The organism is Candidatus Nitronauta litoralis, assembly GCA_015698285.1.
Classification (GTDB): Bacteria; Nitrospinota; Nitrospinia; order Nitrospinales; family Nitrospinaceae; genus Nitronauta; species Nitronauta litoralis.
Genome location: CP048685.1, coordinates 3,737,341 through 3,755,752, shown reverse-complemented (window position 1 = coordinate 3,755,752; position 18,412 = coordinate 3,737,341). Strand labels below are relative to the sequence as shown.

The following is an 18,412-nucleotide window of genomic DNA, read 5'->3' as shown; positions in this document are numbered from 1 at the left end:
ATTATTCTTCGCTCAAATGAGCGTTCTTGCGGTCAGGGTTCCGGAAGAGAGACGTTTCGTTGGTCAAATCGTCCAATGCAGGGAACGTCTGATCTGGGTGGATTTTTGCGGCTTTCTCTAGAAGCTCTTCTTCTGACTCTTTTCGATCTACGTCAGGGATACAACAGTCTACCGGGCATACTTCCTGACAAGCTTCTTCACCGTGAAAACCCACACATTCGGTACAGAGATCCGGATCAATGTAATAAAAATCGATTCCGCCTTTAGTCCCATCGTCAATTGCCGTATTAGGACATTCGGGTTCACAGACACCGCAGTTGATACATTCGTCAGTGATGATTGTGGCCATAGTGCAGTTTCCTTCCAAAAATGAATTGAACTTATATGTAAAACTCTAAATTAGAAAATTGACAGCTGTTTAATTTGCTCTTTTTATTTATACATAAAAAGAGCTCCGAAACCAAATCGTCCCGGCCAAAAGAAGTGTATCTTAATCCAACGCTCATGGAAACTCAAATCCTTTAATTTGGAATCCCCTAAGCTGTTTCAAAGTAAGGTATTATAATGTTTCTTGGATTTTGTCAAGAAATTATGCGAGAGGTTATTTCTCTATTCGGCGTCATTATTCCATTTAACGAGCAGAATACGCGGTTTCTGCAAAACAGCTCTAATCCTGGACTGGAGTTGAGATTCTGAAAACCCTGAATTTCGAGTTGGCTGATGTTGATAAAAAAAATCCTGATTTGGACTCCAATACTCCTGGTTGCGATCCTTTTGCAGTCGTTCTTCTGGGTCCCCACCTATGACGACCAGGCTACGGGAAATCCCAAAAGACTCCTGCGGTACATTGAAGCTACAACGGGCGATGCACGGATATTGAATCCTATCCTGAGTGCGGACAGTGCCAGTAGCGATATCAATGAGCGTGTTTTTGATGGTTTGCTGGACCTTGATGACCAGCTGCGTTTGCGCCCGCGACTGGCTAAAAGCTGGGAACAGTTTGAAGAAGCTTATTTGATCTGGAACCCCAGTTGGGAACATCCCGACATAAAAACACCCAAGCAACTCGCCCGGCAATTGATTCGTCACTTGAAAGTAAATAAAGGTTGGCGCAGTAATTTAAAAAAGGTTGAAGTAATAAAAAGAGATGCCAGCGAAGGAAAGATTAAAGTAACCGAACGCGATGCAGAGGGTAGACCTGTTTTGGAAAATGGCAAACCTAAGAGAAAGTCTGTCGACTACAAAATTGAATCTCCTCTGGTCATAAACTTTACATTGAAAACCATCGACCAGGATTTTTTTAAACCCATCCAGAATTTTCTGGGCCAGGAATATTTTGACTCGTTTCCCTACCAGCATTTTATCCGCGCTAAAAATAACTCGAACCAGTTACAACTTGAATCTCAATACCAGGAACTGCTTCAAGTAACCGAGCATAACCCGGTCATTATTTTTGACCTAAAAGAAAATATTCGCTTCCATGACGGGCATGTTTTTGATTCTGGAGATGTGTTGTTTACTTATGAATCGATCATGGACCCCAGTAATCTTTCACCACGCCGTTCAGACTACGAACCCGTAAAAAAAGCGGAGCCCCTTGGGCCACACCAAATCAAATTCACTTACAAGCGTTTATTCTCTCCTGCTATCAATGCCTGGACCATGGGTATTCTGCCCGAGCATCTGTTGAACAAAAACGTTCTGGAGAAGGAAGCAAAAGCAAAAGGGTTGATTGGAAAAGACGCGGCTGCTTTCACCCTGCAGGACACGACATTTAATCGCCACCCTATTGGCACAGGCCCGTTTCGTTTTGTTGAATGGCAATCAGATGAGTTGATCCGCCTTGAAAGAAACCCGGACTACTGGGACGGTCCTCCGGAATTTGAAGAGTTTGTCATGCGGGTTATTCCGGATGCTCTGACGCGGGAACTGGAGTTTTATGCCGGAGCAGTGGACAACTATGACGTCGAACCCTATCAAGTCAAGCGGCTTGCCAATGACCCGAGGTATCAAAGCTTTTCAACGGTGGGTTTCAATTATTCATACATTGGATATAACCTGCGAAAACCTTTGTTCAAGGACCCGGAAGTCCGCCGTGCTCTGGGGATGGCACTTGATGTTGAAAAGATCATCAAATATGTGATCTATGAGCAGGGTGAGCGCGTGACAGGTCCTTATCCCAAAATCACCGACTGGTACGATCCGTCTGTCAAACCACTTCCTTACGACCCTGAAGGGGCAATTGAAATATTGAATCGGCTCGGCTGGGAAAAGAACGCGGACGGCTGGTTGGAGAAAGATGGTAAGGAGTTTGAGTTCAACCTCATCACAAACAATGGCAACCCAAGCAGGAAAGCCATATTGACTGTTGTACAAAACCAATGGCGCAAGATCGGGATCAAGTGCAACACCCAACTGTTTGAATGGGCGGTGTTCCTGAAAGATTTTGTCAATTCAATGAAATTTGATGCCTTGATTCTGGGGTGGAGTATGGGGATAGATCCCGACCTTTACCAGCTCTGGCATTCAAGCCAGACTGGGCCCAGGCAACTCAATTTTGTAGGGTTTGAAAATGAGAAGGCGGACGAATTGATTGTCAGGATCCGTCAGGAATACGATCACGATCGACAAATTGAGATGGCGCATAAACTGCATGCGTTGATTGCGAAAGAACAGCCCTATACGTTTCTGTTTGTTGGCAAAGCCGCCCGACTTCTCGACAAAAAGCTGGTGATCGTCGACCAGAACCCGGATGGAACAGAAAGCTATCGTAAAATCACACCGGTCAAGGGCGGTAATATCCGGTACTATTTTAATCAGTGGCGCAAGCTGCCCAAAGCACCGGAATTTGCAGCTTCTCAATAGAATCCTTTGCATAACTCCGAATCAAAGCCGTGTTTGACTTATAGCAATTTTGACAAAAAATCCGCCATCACGAATGACCGGGGGCAAGTTTTTTTCTCTAAGCATTCGTGGCCCGAAAGGGAGATCCAGAGGTTTTTCCCAGTTTCCTCCGGGCGTTGCCCGGCTGGATTGCATTGTCGCAAAGGCTCCTCGTAATGACGAACACTTTGTTCCAAAAATTTGCACTTATGCAAAGCTCTCCTCTCAATAGTCAGCGCAATCCTCTTTGATTCAGATAAACCTCGACGGTTCCATCTGTATTGCTTGAAACGGCAATGTCCATTTTCCCATCCTGATTAAAGTCGCTGCTGGTTAGCGCTAAAGGAGTGCTGCCTGTTACGTAGTCGCGAGTAGGAAAGTAAAATCCTCCTTCGCGGGTCCGGGTGATAAGTGAAAAGCTGCTGCTTCGGGAATTGGCCACTGCAACATCAGGTTTATGGTCACCGTCAAAATCTTCAGCGACCAATGAAATTGGACCACCTCCACCGGAAAAGGCTTCCGGTTCTTCGAATGTTCCATCCGCCTTGACCATCATGGCGTAAAGATTATCTTGAATGGCAGTGGAAAAAACCAGGTCCTCCGTTCCATCGCCATTCATGTCTTTCTGGATCAGAATCAAAGGGCGAAGGTTTAACGCAATTCGTTTGACCTGTTTAAAAGTACCCTCACCGCTTCCAGAATAGAGCCTTATGGAACTGGTTGTGCTGCTGCTGACTGCAAGAGCCAGGTCTGTATGACCATCCCGGTCAAAATCGCTCGCCACACCAGAGAGGGATCTCGACCCTGTCTGGTAAGTGTCCCCCTGTTTGAAGCTGCCATCTCCCACGCCCAGAAAAATCTGGACTTTGTTGAAGGTGAGGGTGACTGCGAGATCGAGAGCATCATCTTCATTAAAATTTCCCGGGATGATGGCCAGTGGAACTTTACCGGTCGGTATTCTTACGGGTTTTAGAAATTGCCGTTTCCCCCGACCCAACTGGACCAGGACAGCATCAGACCCCCTGGAGTTGAAAATGAGGTCGGGCACCTCGTCCTGGTTAACATCCGTAATCATGGCAAATGAAGGCTCAAGGCCGGTGGTCTGGGTTTGAGGGTCTTCGAAAGTGCCATCCCCCTTACCCCAGAGAATGGAAAGACTGTGTCCTTTGGAATTGCAAGAGATGATATCCGGAAACCCATCCAGATCAAGGTCTCCGGAGGCAAGATATCCCGGTCCCTGGCCTACCCGGGCGAGGTGGATCTTCCTGAACAGGTCCGGTGGCGGCTTGGCCTGGGGCAGGTCGCAAGATATGAGGCCAATAACGGCAAGGACCGATATTGGAATTTTGGTCAAAATAGTTTTCATATAGCCTAGTCCAGGGCGTTGACCGATGGTGAATAGGAGCCGGGTTTGTCTGGATGCCAAGCCCCCAACACCCTCATTTTACTTGCATTGAGGTCTTTTATATGACAATATTTCGGAAATTCAAACCCACCCCTCGCTCTGACTCACGGTGGTCAGGGCTTCAACCCGAGAGGAGATTCCTTTGCGTCATTATCAAACCGTAATTATTTTAAAGCCAGACCTTGATGAAGGTCATGTCGACCAGGCTGTTGAAAAACTAAACGAGCTTCTTGAGAAGTGTGATGGTAAAGACACCCGACTTGAAAAGTGGGGTAAAAAACGCCTGGCCTACCGAATCAAAAAAAATAAATTTGGTTATTACCTCAACTGGTTTCATACCTGCGACCCCAGTCGGATTGCAGACTTTGAAAAGGAACTTCAGTTGTATGACCTGGTTATCAAATACATGGTCATCCGGCTTGAAGAAAAAGATCTTGATCGCCTTTTGAAACCGATTGAAGAAACCGCGGCCGAAGAAGCCAGTGGCGAAGGCACAGAGAAAGCCGGAGAGAGTTCTGATAAAAAAGAACCAGAGAACAAAGAACAAGAGAAAAAAGAACCAGAGAAAAAAGAGGAATCACCGGCCTCAGCCTGAGTATCCTTTACCGACCATCCTGAACCCAACTAAATAATATGGCAAGTTACAACAAAGTTCTTTTAATGGGGAATTTGACTCGTGATCCTGAATTACGTTTCACCGCAAGTGGTGCGGCAGTTGCAAGCTTTGGTCTTGCAGTAAACCGTAAATACAAAAGCGGTGATGAGTGGAAAGAGGACGTGTGTTTTGTCGATATCACAGTCTGGGGAAGGACAGCGGAAAACTGCACCGAGTATCTTAATAAAGGCAGCGGTGTTTTTATTGAGGGCCGATTAAATTTCCAATCCTGGGAAGCTCAGGATGGTCAAAAAAGAAACAAACTGGAAGTGGTGGCCAATGTAGTTCAATTTCTTGGTAAATCCGGCTCCGGAAAACCCTCCATGGATATGGATGGTGGAGGAGGCGGAATGGGCGAGGGCGCCCCACCCAAAGACGACATCCCTTTTTAACCGTTTCATAATTTTCGCTAGGACAGTTAAATGGCTACAGGAAAAAAAAGAGGTTTTTTTACACAAAAAATTTGCCGGTTTTGCGCTGAGAAGATTCAGTACATTGACTTTCACGACATCAAGCTTCTCAAGCCTCTGATTTCCGAGCGGGGCAAAATTGTTCCCTCCAGGATTTCAGGAAACTGCGCAGGGCACCAGCGTCAGCTGACCGAAGCCGTAAAGAGGGCTCGAAATATCGCGCTGTTGCCGTTTTCGGTCGAATACTAGCCTTGCCCGAAGCACCAAACCCGGTCACGGTATTCTTACCGTTTGGCCTGTTCATGTTCATCATGCTCGGGTCGCTGATTGCGCCCAGCCTGGGGCTGATGTTGAGCCTGCTGATGCCAGCACCGTTGGTGTTGCTTTACCTTCAGCATGGAAAGTCCGCCGGAATGTTTGCCCTTGGGGCGGTTCTGGTGGTGTTGAGTTTGACCGCCGGCCTGAATGCAGCGATGGGATTTGCTGTTGCCTATGCTATCGTGGTGGTTTTTCTGGCAGAGGGCATCCGGTTTAATTTGCCGCCGGATAAAACAATTGCTGTGGCGGCTCTTTCAGCAGCCCTTCTATCCGGGATTTTGATTTGGATTACCTTGACCGGCGAAGGGCATTCGCCTGTAGAGTTTTTGCAGGGGAAGCTAAAGGTCATAGCAGAAGATTCCCTGAAAGCTTTTAAGGAGTCGGGCGCATCTGCTGAAGAAATGGCCCTGATGAAGGAAGCGACTCAGTATTACGTCTCTGCTATTTCAAGGGCTCCCGTTGCGATTCTGGTAGTCGGGGCCATGTTAACGGCAACATTAAACTACCTGTTGGTCCGGTCGCTTTGGTTGAAGTTCTACCCAGCCACGTATTTCCAGGATTCGGAGCCAGCAAACTGGATTTTGCCAGACCAGATAGTCTGGGGATTTATCCTCTCTTTTGGAACCCTGTTTCTTGGAGATGGGGCAATAAAGTGGGTTGGTCTGAACATATTCATAATTGTTCTGACCTTGTACTATTTTCAGGGACTGGCAATCGCCCTGTCCATTTTGAAGGCTAAAAAAGCCCACGTCGTTGTGTCCGGGATAGTTTTCCTCCTGGTACTGACGCAACCGCCGATGATAGGGCTGGCCATAGGGTTGGGATTGTTTGATACCTGGGTCGATTTCAGGAAAATAAGAAAGCCGGTCATTCCGGCGCAGGATGAGCCAGAAGATTACGAAGATTAAACTTTAAAGTAAAACCAGGAAACAACCCCGCATAACGGGCTGGAAAGGAATAGGTTATGAAGGTTTTGTTGAAAGAGGATGTAGAACACGTTGGTTCTGTTGGTGATGAAGTGGATGTGAAAGACGGTTTCGCACGAAATTTTCTGATCCCGAGAGGAAAAGCTCTTCACGCCACACCGAAGAATGTCAAAGCCTATACTCATCAAAAGATGGTGGTTATGAAACGCCTGAAGAAGTTGCAGGCAGGGGCGCAGGAAGTGGCAGATAAAATTGCTGCTCTGACCTGTACCGTAAAAAAGAAAGTAGGCGAACAGGGCAAGCTATTTGGATCGGTGACCAGCCAGGAAATTGGAGACTTTTTGCGTGCCCAGGGAGTAAACATAGACCGGCGAAGGATTCAGTTGTCGGAGCCGATCAAAAAACTCGGAGAATTTGAAGTCCCGGTGAAACTGCACCCGGAAGTGACCGGTAAAATTAAAGTTGTGGTTGAGTCTGAAGATCCTGAGCCGGAAGCTCCAGCCGCTGAAGCTGCAGAGGAGGTCGAAACCAATACGGAGGCCCCTGAAGAGGAAACAACAGCGGAAAAAGAAACGGAAGAATAAAATTATTTAAGACCATCCCGTCATGATGGTCGATCCATGTCATGAGTTTGAAATAAAAGGGAGTTGCGTTAACCCGCATTTAACCGGGTTTCCTGCTCCCTTTTTTAATGGAAATTTTGGTGTTATAAAGAGTATATGCCCAACCCAAATTCAGGGGATATTTCCCTAAGAAAACTTCCGCCTTATCTTGAAGAAGCCGAGCAATATGTTCTGGGTGCCTGCCTGTTTTCCCCGGATGGTATTTCACGTACGCTCGAAATCCTTGAAGAAGGCGATTTTTACAAAACCAGCCATCGTAAAATATTTGCCTGCATGTGTCGTTTGTTTGAGGCCGCTCAGCCAATCGATGTGCTGACCCTTGCTGAAACCCTGCGCAAGGAAAATGAACTCGACGATATAGGTGGACTTGACTACCTGGACTTTCTTGAAGGGCTGGTGCCGACATCAGCAGCGATTGCCCATCACGCCAAAATCGTCCGGGAAAAAAGGATTCTGCGCGACCTGATCGAGACGGCGACTGAAATTGTCACGAACAGTTACGATGACTCCGAAGAGGCGGAGACTATACTCGACCGGGCAGAGCAGGCGATCTTCCAAATATCTGAAAGAAAATCCAAACGCAATTTTTTCAGCCTGAAGGAAATCGTCAAAAGTAATTTTGATGCGATAGAAAAGTTATTCGAAAACCCGGGTACTGTGACGGGGCTTGAATCAGGTTTTAAAGATCTTGATCAACTGACCTCCGGGTTTCAGCCTTCTGACCTGATTATCGTGGCGGGTCGCCCCAGTATGGGGAAAACCAGTTTTGCGCTGGATATGGCCAGGTTTATTGCCACACGGCGAGGCAAGACGGTTGGATTGTTCAGCCTGGAAATGTCGAAAGAACAGATTGGCCTCAGGTTGCTTTGTTCAGAAGCCCGGATGAGCTCGGTAAAATTGAGGACCGGGTTTATTCCAAGTTCCAGTTGGCCCGATTTGACAGCCGCAGCCGGACGACTTTCCGAGGCACCCTTGTTCATTGACGACAGTGCAGACCTTTCTACACTTGATTTGCGTGCTCGGGCCCGACGTTTAATGGCAGAGCACAATCTGGGGATAATTGTCATTGATTACCTTCAGCTAATGCATGGTCGGTCTGGTACTGAGAGTCGGCAATTGGAGATTTCCGAAATTTCCCGCGGGATCAAGGGGTTGGCCAAGGAGTTGAATATTCCAATCATTGCGCTGTCCCAGCTCAGTCGTGGAGTCGAAAGTCGCACAGACAAAAGACCGTTGCTTTCAGACCTGCGTGAATCGGGGTCCATTGAGCAGGATGCGGATGTAGTGATGTTTATTTATCGTGACGAAGTTTACAATCCGGAGTCCCCGGATGTTGGCGTGGCCGAAATTCTGATTCGTAAACAGAGAAACGGACCTATCGGCGATGTGAGGCTGGCTTTTCAAAAAGAAAGTACCCGCTTCGACAACCTCAGTCATTTCGAGCAGGCTGCTCCCGAGTTTCAGGAGAATGCCGTACCCCCTACCATATGAGGAAACCTTGATTAAAACCTTTCAGACATTTCTAATATCTGTCCTACTAATGGTGTCTTCTCTAACTTTTGCGCAGGGGGAGACTCAGGAGTTTGCCCTCCCTCCCATGCAGATGGGTGAAACCCTGCTCAAGATGGGACAGTTTGAGGGTGCTGAAGCGATCTATTCAAAACTGTTTGAAACCGGTGCTGAAAATCCTTATGTGGTTCGAGGATTGGTAAAAGCAAAAGCGGGTTTGAAAAAGATTGAAGAAGTTACCGGATTTCTGGAGGAGTATTTAAAAAAGAATCCAGACTCATCCTCGGTCCTATACGGGTTGGGCCTTGCCAGTTTTATAAACAAGAATTCTGAAAAGGCGGAGTCTTATTTGAACCGGGCCATTGAAAAAAATTCACAGAACAGTCCGGCCTACAACACCCTGGCTGTTTTATATTTTGATAAGAATGATTATCAGAATGCTATTAAAAAATTGCAGACGGCAATTGATAAAAGTCCTGGAGACCTCCTGGTATATCGCAACCTTTTGCGCACTTATCAGGCAATGGGCAAGGAAGAGACATTTTTGAAAGAATTCGAGGCTGCCAAAGCGCAAAAGTCCCGCGCGAATACGTTGGGGTATGGTCGGGCTTATGCTGCTTATCTTCGTCAGGAGGGTTTCAAAGCTTATGGGGCTGGAAATGTAAACAAGACTTTTGAACAAATGACGGCCATGTTGAAGGTGTATCAGGACATCAAACATCCCACTGGAGAGGTTTCGGCATTGTTTAGTCTAGCTTTGCTGGAAGAAGAAAGAGGTCAGAAAAATGCGGCGTTAGAGCATTATCGGAAGCTTTTAAAAATCAACCCGGATCATATCCAAGCCAGGGAGCGAATTAAGGAAATTGAACAAGGAATTAAAAATCAGTAACTTACAGTAGCTACCGCTTGTCAGGCAAATCACCAGGTTTTTTTAAAACGAATAACCCTTGACAAAATAGGGGTTTAGGCGATATTCTGCACCCGTTTTTACCGTGCGTGACACTGTATCAATTAGGTAATTCTAAAAAATTCAAGGGGGTTGGGTGAAAAAAGACGAACTGACTATCGTTGTCTTTCCGGGAACTACCAGCGCACCAAAAAAGATTCAGTTATCAAAGAGGCTGATAAAAGCTGCAATAAGTTCAGTCGTATTATTGGTACTGGGTTTGATTGGTTCCACCGCATTCCTGTCTCAACAGTATTTCAAATACAAGGAAAGTGAATCTGAGCTTGCCTCACTCCGTCGCGAAGGTAAAATCCAGAAAATTCAGATTGAAAAGTTCGGGCATCAGGTCCGAAACTTCGAATCTGAGATGGCCCGTCTTGAACGTTTTGAAAAGAAACTCCGGGTAATAACAGCACAGGAAAATTCCACCGAAGTTGCTGAGAAGAACTGGGGTGTGGGTGGACCTTACGGTCTCAACTCTGCAAGCTTCACAACTTCTCTGGAACACGAAACCAAGTCCATGTTAGGCAGGATTTCCGCCAATGTGGATATGATGACCAACCAGGCCAAGATTCAGCAGATCAGCTTTCAGGAGCTGGACGAGTATTTCAAAAGCCAACGGTCGCTGCTGTTATCCACACCATCCATCTGGCCAACACGGGGTTGGGTGACTTCTGGTTTCGGGTATCGTAAATCTCCATTTACCGGGTTGCCTGAAAAGCACGAAGGGCTCGATATAGCGACCCGTAAGGGGTCCAAGGTTTATGCCACTGCAGAAGGTAAGGTGATTGTGGCAGGCCGCCAATACGGTTATGGCAACATGGTTGAAATTGACCATGGCTATGGATTGGTAACGCGCTTTGGCCATAACTCCAAACATCTGGTCAAGGTTGGAGACCGTGTCCGTCGTGGTCAGGCAATTGCACTGGTGGGTAATACCGGAAGAAGTACCGGTCCTCACCTGCACTATGAAGTATTGCTTAACGGTGTTCCGGTTAACCCCAAGAACTACATCCTCTCCGATTAATCCCCAACCATTCCGGTAAACCTCTCCATACATATGGAGGTTCTGACCCAACTGGTTTACTTTTTTTAGTACCAGCTTGATTTGATTGGTCTGACCTCTTATATAGGTTAATATCCCTATTTGTTGAAGCCTTCTTAAGTTTAAGATTGCCTTTTCAGGCTGGGATGGCACAATTAAGGTCACATCTTTCAACGGTGTTGTAGATACACTGCCTATAAGGTTTCCAGAAGCTTATTGAAAGCTTTTCGTATTTTGTTGAATGATTGCCTTTCTTCATCAGGGATAAAGTCTTTCAGGGTTTCATTTCCCGCATTTTAAAATCCACAATCCTTAATTTTCCTAAAGGAACAGTTCATGGTTCTCGGTTTATTGAAAAAAGTGTTCGGTACGCATAACGAACGGGAGTTAAAACGGATTCAAGTATATGTAGACCAGGTTAATGCGTTGGAACCCGAAACTCAAAAGTTGAGCGACGCTGAACTGCGTGGGAAAACAGATGAGTTTCGAGAACGCTATCAGAAAGGAGAGACTCTGGAAGAATTGATTCCGGAGGCTTTTGCAGTGGTGCGTGAAGCAGGACTCAGAACCCTTAATATGCGTCACTTCGATGTGCAGTTGATAGGTGGGGTAGTCTTGCACGAAGGAAAAATTGCGGAAATGAAAACGGGTGAGGGTAAGACCCTGGTGGCGACTCTTCCTGTTTACCTGAATGCTTTGACGGGGCAGGGTGTCCATGTAGTCACGGTAAATGAATACCTGGCTTCCCGCGATGCGGAATGGATGGGAAATATATACAAGTTCCTTGGATTGACCGTTGGTGTTATATACAGCGATATGCCGGAAGACGAACGCCAGCAAGCTTATGCTGCAGATGTTACCTATGGGACTAACAATGAATTCGGGTTTGATTACCTTAGAGACAACATGAAAAGCAGTATTGAGCACTACGTTCAGCGCGAGCAGAACTTCGCAATTGTGGATGAGGTGGACAGTATTCTCATCGACGAAGCTCGAACACCGCTTATTATTTCTGGGCCTGCAGAAGAGAGTACGGATAAATACTATACCGTGAACGCAATCATTCCCCAGTTAAAAAAGGAAAAGCATTTCACTATTGATGAAAAATCAAAGTCCGCCATGTTGAACGACGATGGTGTGGCATTGGTGGAAAACCTGCTGCAGGTGGAAAACCTCTACGCTCCGGAAAATATTGAAACTTTGCACCACGTGAACCAGGCCCTCAAAGCGCATGCAATGTTCAAAAATGAAGTCGATTATGTTGTGACCGAAGGCAAGGTGGTTATCATCGATGAGTTCACCGGCCGCATGCAGACGGGTAGGCGTTACAGTGATGGACTGCACCAGGCACTGGAAGCCAAAGAAGGGGTCCAGATCGAAAATGAAAACCAGACCCTGGCCTCAATTACGTTCCAGAATTATTTTCGCATGTACAAGAAACTCGCCGGGATGACCGGTACAGCAGACACCGAAGCGGAAGAGTTTAATTCTACTTACGGGTTGGAGGTGATGGTTATTCCAACCAATATGCCTATGGTTCGTGCGGACTATGCCGACTTGATCTATGGTACCGCAAGTGAAAAGTATGAAGCAGTCATTGAAGAAATCCGCGATATGTATGAACAAAAGAGGCCCGTTCTGGTAGGGACCATTTCAATTGAACGGTCGGAGCAGCTCAGCAGTCTCCTGAAAAAAGCGAAGGTCCCTCATAATGTCCTCAATGCGAAACATCATGCGCAGGAAGCTGAGATCATCGCACAGGCCGGGGTGCAGGGGGCAGTTACGATAGCAACCAATATGGCGGGCCGCGGAACCGATATTAAGCTGGGGGAAGGGGTTTTGGAACTTGGGGGCCTTCACATTCTGGGGACTGAGCGTCACGAGAGTCGACGGATTGACAATCAGCTCCGGGGGCGTAGTGGTCGGCAGGGTGATCCCGGGTCTTCCAGATTTTACCTTTCTCTGGAAGATGACCTGATGCGGGTATTCGGTTCGGATCGCTTCTCAGGGATGATGGCAAAACTGGGCTTGAAAGATGGTCAACCGATCGAACACAAGATTATCTCCAAGGCAGTAGAGAACGCGCAAAGAAAAGTTGAAGCCCATAACTTTGACATGAGAAAGCACCTGCTTGAATACGATGATGTCATGAACAAGCAACGTGAGGTTATCTATACGATGAGAAAAGATATCCTCACGGGTGACCATCAGAAAGAGATGGTACATGAGTTTGTAGAGGAAATCATTGATGGAAAGCTGGCCGAAGTCTGTCACGAAAAAGTCTATCCGGAAGAATGGGATATTGACCAGCTCCGGGACTATTTTGATCGAACCCTGATGATTTCAATTGAGAAAAAAGACGACAAACATATCCAGGTAGAAGGTCAGCCGGTTTTGGAGTTAGAGCACTGTAATGCCGAGAAATTACGAGAATCAATCCATAAACAGGCCATTGAACACTATGACCGTAAGGAGGCTGAACTCAATCCCATATTTGAAGCAATAGTGAATACGGGTCGGGTATTTGGTCCATCCAGCCTGAGGGGTGTTGAAAAACACATCATGTTGGAAACCCTCGACAAATTATGGCGTGAGCATCTGCTTTCAATGGATCATTTAAAGGAAGGTATTGGGCTCAGGGGATATGCACAGAAGAATCCCCTCATTGAGTATAAAAAAGAAGGATTCGATCTTTTCAGCATCATGATCTTCCGCATGAAAGAAAAAATTCTGGAAACATTATTTCATGCCCAGATTGATAAAAGTGCACTTGAAGCTCTGGAGCATTTCCAGGAACAGGAAAGACTACAGCAGGAGCAGCAACAGCAACAGATGGTGGAACACAGAGGGGGTGCGGAGGACGAGCCTGAAAAGGCAGAGCCTGTTCGCAACGATGAATCAAAGGTGGGCCGCAACGACCCCTGTCCCTGCGGTAGTGGGAAAAAATACAAAAAATGTCATGGACGCTGAATGGGGCCTGGCTGATTAGTTTCGACAGCTTCCTGGCATTCGACGCATAAAGTTGTCAGCGGCATGATCTGAAGTCTCTTGATTCCGATAGCTTTCGGTCCCAACCCAAACGGGCAATCCACGCAGACTCCATAGTCTCCTGTTTCAATTTTCAGAAGAGCTTCTTCGATCATCTTGAGTTCGTTGCGTTCACGGCTGGAAAGCTGGAATGCCATTTCCCTTCCTTCCAGACTGGAAGCCAGGTCAATTTCATTACTGAAAGTCAGCTCACCTACGTTTCTTTCCACCTCACGGTTGGAGCGAATCATATTCAGCAATTCGTTGCGTTCCTGAATCAACTGATCGCGAATCTTCCTGACAGCTGGGTCCAGTTTTTTGGGTTTGGCTGGTTTGGCTGGTTTGGCCGGGGATTTTTTCCTGGCCGTTACCTTCTTTTTAGCGGTCGTCTTTTTCGTCACCTTTTTGGTTTTTGCTTTGGTGACCTTTGACTTTTTAACCGCCTTTTTCGCAGGGGACTTTTTAACTGCTTTTTTAGCTTTAGAAGGTGATTTTTTGACCGTTTTTTTTACGGCTTTTTTCACCTGCTTTTTGGCTGCCTTTTTAACCGCCTTTTTTACGGATTTTTTGACAGCCTTTTTTGCAGTTTTTTTCGCGACTTTTTTAGTTTTTTTCTTGGAAGACGTGGACTTCTTCTGAGTCTTCTTTTTGGATTTCGCAGGCACCCTTTTACTCCTACTCGTCAGGTTGCTGGATTACCCGCTCGAAACAGGAACATGCCCCTGCTTTTTACAGGTTGGTCTGAACGTCCCAAGGATTGCCAAAAACGAATGAAACTTGTTTAAAAACAAAAGAATAACTATGCCGATTTAAAAGCAAAATAAAGGTTAACATTAGTCGGGTTAATGTCAAGACCATTTTGAAGGCTTGGAGAAAATTGTAAATCAACTCCACCCTCAGTCCAGTTTGTGCGAAAAAGGGTTTTCATTTCTAGGGGCAATGGTAGTCTGCTGAAGCCATTTTCTCACAAAGAGACCTGATGAGGGAGACCACCGGTTGATGGACTGGATGGGCGATATAGGTATCCAGTCCTGCTTCATTTTCAAAGTGAGTTGTGAGCACCACATCAAATGCCCGGTCGGATTCCTTGAAGTTTTCTCCGACCTCAATATATTTTAAAGTTTCAATCCGGCCTTCCATACCTTTTAAGGCATCGACTACCTGCTTCAGGTTGTCTGGTGTTTTCTCCTTCAATTTGAACATGACAATATGCTTTACCATTAGAACCCCCTTGATTTGAATGAGTTATGCTATGATTATTTTTTTTTGTTTTTAAGGAAATGAGCAGATGTCCTTGTTATGGGGTGCGGGATTAGGGTTTTTGCGCGGAGGACCACTGGGTGCTATAGCCGGTGGAGCTTTGGGGCATTTTATTACCAAAAAGGTGAGGAAAAAAGTCCAGAAGCGGCTTCCCGGAATAAAAAATGAAGATTTGTTTATCACTTCAGTTGTTGTCATTCTAACCCGCCTGGCATCACAGGAGGGTCAGATTTCCTCCCGGCAGGTTGAAGCTATTTACCGTTTTTTCGTCAGGAATCTTGATTACAAAACAAGTGAGTTGGGCCATATTAATTTTGTTATTCGAGAGACTTTGCGAGTCAACCCCCATTTAAAACCGGTAGCAGAAAAGTTTCTTGAGGCCAGTCCCACCCATTACAGGGGGTTGTTGCTTGCGCTGGGGTATCAGATTCTCCTGATTGAAAACCGGTTGAATGAAGAGGCGGAGAAAACTCTAAATGAATTGGCAGGATGGCTTAATGTCGGGTATGAAGAGCACGGGAACATTAGAAAAAAGTTTTCCCTTGGGGAGCTCAAGACACCTTATTCAGTTTTGGGAGTTGATGAAAAAGCAGGGAATGAAGAGATAAAAAAAGCTTACCGAGCGTGTTTAAAAGAAAACCACCCGGATCGGGTTGCGCATCTTGGCGAGTCCTATGTCGAAGAGGCTCATTTGAGGTTTCTGGAAATACAAGCGGCTTATAAGGAAATTGAAATATCTCGAGGGCTTTAGGAGGATTCAGTCTCTTCTGCAGGAATGGATGGGCCATGCGCTTCAATCCGCGTGATAATGACGGTATTCACTTTTCGTTTTCCAGACTCTCGAACAGTCAGCCTTATTTCACCCAGATCAACTTGATCGCCGGGCGATGGGATGCGTTCCAGTCGGTCGATAATCAACCCACCGATAGTTTCATACTCCCCTTCAGGTAGTTCCAGTTGCAGAGCTTCATTGATTGCCTCAATATCCATTTCCGCTTCAACTATATAACCACCTTCTGTGTAGGTTTCGATTTTTTCCTCAGGTTGGTCAAACTCATCTTCGATGTCGCCCACTATTTCCTCGACCAGGTCTTCGACCGTGACAATGCCGATGCAGCCGCCATATTCGTCCACCACACAGGCGATATGCAACCCGCGTTGCTGTAACTCCCTCAGGAGGTCATCCGCCTTTTTATTAGGGGGAACATAGTAGGCAGGTCGGATCAGACTGGTAATTCTTGTGTTATCGCATGGAGCGGTTAACAGGTCAAAAGTGTTTAGAATACCAATGGTGTTGAATATTCTTTCATGAAAAACCGGGAGTCGCGAAAACCCCGTTTCATTTGCAATTGTGTTGGCTTCTGACAGGGTGGCCGAATCACTGATCCCATACATTTGAACAAGTGGTACCATGCATTGCTCGACCGTGATGTCTCCAAGATTGAAAATCCTGTGGATCATTTTTTTCTCGACCGCATCAAGCTCGGCATTTTCAAATTCCGGTTTGACCACCTGTACCAGTTGATCCCGACTGACCAGGCTTTTTCGACTGATTGATTCGGATTTAAACAACCATCCAAGCATTTTGGTGTGAATGCCCGCAAATATATTTGTGACTGGACCAAATATTCTGGTGAACCAGGTCAGGGGGTGGATCAAAAGGGGTATGAGCGTGTCCGCTTTTGCCTGGAAAATGATCTTGGGAACAATTTCACCTAAAAACAAAATTACTGGGGAGAGAATGACCACGGCAACAAGATCACCCCAGTCTTTGGTCAGTGTGACGGCGTAGGCGGTAAAAATTGCAGTGGAACTGACTACCGCTATGTTAGTGCCAACCGAGGTGGTTGAAAAAAAACGTTCCGGAGATGAAAGCAAATTCTGTACTCGCCGGGCTGTTTCATTTCCCTCTTCAGCATCCTGACGAATCTTGAACCGGTTGATGGAAATCAGACCGATTTCGCAGCCTGAAAAAAAGGCTTCCATCAGGATGAAGACGACTACCAGGATTAATGTGCTTGTCAGGTCCATCAGTCAGTTTCCGGATTGGTTGGAAGTGGAGGTTTTTCCTCAGGGGCGAGGATAGTGAGTTGTAGTTTAAGAATGCGGGCTCCTTTCATTTTTTCCACAACAAACCTGAATTTATCGTAAATGACATATTCTCCAGACCGGGGAACCCTGCCAAAAAGACCGAATACGAATCCCCCAATACTGTTCACTTCCCCGTTTGGAAGAATGCATTCAAAGTAACTGTTGAAATCCGAGATAGGGTAGGTGCCGTGTAAGCGGTAGCGGTTTTCACCAATGTGGGTGACCGGTAACTCTTCCTGCCGCATTTCACTGTCAATTTCCCCTACGAGCTCCTCCAGAATATCTTCAAGTGTTACGAGCCCTGTGATCCTGCCATATTCGTCCAACACAACCGCCTGATGCCGTTTCAGCTTTTTGAACTCTTCCAGCATTTCGTTCAGCTTCTTGGTTTCAGGGACGAAAATTGCGGGTTGAAGAATATTTTTCAGATTAAATTTTTCAACGGGTAGATGTTTAAACCTGTTGAGGTCTTTTGTGAACAGAATTCCGGCCAGGGTTTCCTCGTCTTTTTCATAAACCGGGACCCTGGCGTAAAAGTTGGCAACAATTTTTGGAAGAATGTCTTCGATCTTTTCATCACACGTTAGTGTGAACATATCGATTTCGGGGGTCATGATTTCCTGGACCGTTTTCTCACCAAACTCGATCACGTTCTGGATCATTTCCCTCTCCTGCGCCTCAATCACACCGTGTCCTTCACCCATGGCCACCATGGTGCTGTACTCCATATCCGATATCGCGGTCTGGCTTGACTGGGAGGGCTCAATACCAAACAACCGGATCATATTCTCCGCAACTTTCGTGAACCGCTCCTGGATGGGGCGCACCAGCTTGTAAAACCAGTTGAGGGGGCCGGCGGCAATCATCACAAAGCGTTCGGAAAATGCCAGCGAGAGTGATTTTGGAACGATTTCTCCAAACAGCAGGATCAGGAACGTTCCAACTCCAATGGCAATCGCCAGACCAGCACTCCCGAAGAGATGCAGGGCAAGAGAGGTGGTCAGGGCAGAAATAGCGATATTGACCAACTCATTTCCGATATAAATGGTGATGAGAAGTTCTTTGGGTTTAAGCAGGAGGGAGTGAATAAGTGAACCTTTGCGCCCACGCTTTTCCTTAAATTCGGCAAGCTGTGCCTGATTCAGTGAAAAGAACGCAGCTTCACAGGATGCAAAAAATGCAGAGAGCCCAAAGAGTAGGATCAGGCTGAAAAATCGAGTTGATATGGAGTCGTCCAAGGCTTTACAAAAAACTCCAGAAGGGTCGATGCCTGCTATTTAACAACCAGCAAGAGGCTGTGAATTTAAACCTGTA

17 protein-coding genes are annotated in these 18,412 nt (G+C 46.3%); 11 read left to right on the top strand and 6 right to left on the bottom strand.

From position 1 onward, the window contains the following. Position 1 precedes the first annotated feature (1 nt). On the bottom strand, positions 2–349 hold the full coding sequence (locus tag G3M70_17220) for a YfhL family 4Fe-4S dicluster ferredoxin (GenBank protein QPJ63520.1): 348 nt from the start codon (positions 347–349) through the stop codon (positions 2–4). 371 nt (positions 350–720) lie between these two features. On the opposite strand from G3M70_17220, the gene G3M70_17215 reads away from it, so the two are divergent. Next, complete coding sequence (locus G3M70_17215; GenBank protein ID QPJ63519.1) at positions 721–2,865, top strand: peptide ABC transporter substrate-binding protein; 2,145 nt, start codon at positions 721–723, stop codon at positions 2,863–2,865. A gap of 250 nt (positions 2,866–3,115) precedes the next feature. On the opposite strand, the gene G3M70_17210 is transcribed toward G3M70_17215, so the two are convergent. Further along, positions 3,116–4,249: a VCBS repeat-containing protein gene (locus tag G3M70_17210; GenBank protein QPJ63518.1), complete on the bottom strand. Its 1,134-nt coding sequence runs from the start codon at positions 4,247–4,249 to the stop codon at positions 3,116–3,118. A gap of 181 nt (positions 4,250–4,430) precedes the next feature. Between G3M70_17210 and rpsF the strand changes: the two genes are divergently transcribed. The 9 genes from rpsF (at position 4,431) to secA (ending at position 13,690) form a co-directional block, all read left to right on the top strand. Next, positions 4,431–4,883, top strand: coding sequence for a 30S ribosomal protein S6 (gene rpsF, locus G3M70_17205; protein QPJ63517.1), 453 nt, complete (start codon positions 4,431–4,433; stop codon positions 4,881–4,883). A gap of 38 nt (positions 4,884–4,921) precedes the next feature. Then, complete coding sequence (gene ssb, locus G3M70_17200; GenBank protein QPJ63516.1) at positions 4,922–5,335, top strand: single-stranded DNA-binding protein; 414 nt, start codon at positions 4,922–4,924, stop codon at positions 5,333–5,335. Positions 5,336–5,365: 30 nt separating this feature from the next. Further along, positions 5,366–5,602: a 30S ribosomal protein S18 gene (gene rpsR / locus G3M70_17195; protein ID QPJ63515.1), complete on the top strand. Its 237-nt coding sequence runs from the start codon at positions 5,366–5,368 to the stop codon at positions 5,600–5,602. A gap of 2 nt (positions 5,603–5,604) precedes the next feature. Next, positions 5,605–6,579, top strand: coding sequence for a DUF2232 domain-containing protein (locus tag G3M70_17190; protein ID QPJ63514.1), 975 nt, complete (start codon positions 5,605–5,607; stop codon positions 6,577–6,579). A 56-nt stretch (positions 6,580–6,635) separates the two neighbouring features. Beyond that, positions 6,636–7,181 (top strand): 50S ribosomal protein L9, encoded by a 546-nt coding sequence (locus tag G3M70_17185; protein ID QPJ63513.1) that lies wholly within the window; start codon positions 6,636–6,638, stop codon positions 7,179–7,181. A gap of 159 nt (positions 7,182–7,340) precedes the next feature. Then, positions 7,341–8,711 (top strand): replicative DNA helicase, encoded by a 1,371-nt coding sequence (gene dnaB / locus G3M70_17180; protein QPJ63863.1) that lies wholly within the window; start codon positions 7,341–7,343, stop codon positions 8,709–8,711. A 7-nt stretch (positions 8,712–8,718) separates the two neighbouring features. Then, positions 8,719–9,618, top strand: coding sequence for a tetratricopeptide repeat protein (locus G3M70_17175; protein ID QPJ63512.1), 900 nt, complete (start codon positions 8,719–8,721; stop codon positions 9,616–9,618). Positions 9,619–9,772: 154 nt separating this feature from the next. After that, positions 9,773–10,702 (top strand): M23 family metallopeptidase, encoded by a 930-nt coding sequence (locus tag G3M70_17170; protein QPJ63511.1) that lies wholly within the window; start codon positions 9,773–9,775, stop codon positions 10,700–10,702. Between the two features lie 354 nt (positions 10,703–11,056). Beyond that, positions 11,057–13,690, top strand: coding sequence for a preprotein translocase subunit SecA (gene secA, locus G3M70_17165; protein QPJ63510.1), 2,634 nt, complete (start codon positions 11,057–11,059; stop codon positions 13,688–13,690). On the opposite strand, the gene G3M70_17160 is transcribed toward secA, so the two are convergent. Both G3M70_17160 and G3M70_17155 read right to left on the bottom strand, forming a co-directional pair. Further along, a complete protein-coding gene (locus G3M70_17160) occupies positions 13,678–14,412 on the bottom strand; it encodes a TraR/DksA family transcriptional regulator (protein QPJ63509.1) in 735 nt (244 codons plus the stop codon). The two genes, secA and G3M70_17160, sit on opposite strands and share 13 nt — an antisense overlap. 265 nt (positions 14,413–14,677) lie before the next feature. Then, positions 14,678–14,968, bottom strand: a complete 291-nt coding sequence (locus G3M70_17155) for a Dabb family protein (GenBank protein QPJ63508.1) — start codon at positions 14,966–14,968, stop codon at positions 14,678–14,680. 67 nt (positions 14,969–15,035) lie between these two features. On the opposite strand from G3M70_17155, the gene G3M70_17150 reads away from it, so the two are divergent. Beyond that, positions 15,036–15,758: a DnaJ domain-containing protein gene (locus tag G3M70_17150; protein QPJ63507.1), complete on the top strand. Its 723-nt coding sequence runs from the start codon at positions 15,036–15,038 to the stop codon at positions 15,756–15,758. Here G3M70_17150 and G3M70_17145 read toward each other — a convergent pair. Both G3M70_17145 and G3M70_17140 read right to left on the bottom strand, forming a co-directional pair. Next, positions 15,755–17,038: an HlyC/CorC family transporter gene (locus tag G3M70_17145; protein ID QPJ63506.1), complete on the bottom strand. Its 1,284-nt coding sequence runs from the start codon at positions 17,036–17,038 to the stop codon at positions 15,755–15,757. The genes G3M70_17150 and G3M70_17145 overlap by 4 nt on opposite strands. Next, the gene (locus G3M70_17140; GenBank protein QPJ63505.1) at positions 17,038–18,336 is read right to left on the bottom strand and encodes an HlyC/CorC family transporter; all 1,299 of its coding nucleotides are present in this window, start codon (positions 18,334–18,336) and stop codon (positions 17,038–17,040) included. Before G3M70_17140 ends, G3M70_17145 begins: the two co-directional genes overlap by 1 nt. Between the last annotated feature and the right edge of the window lie 76 nt (positions 18,337–18,412).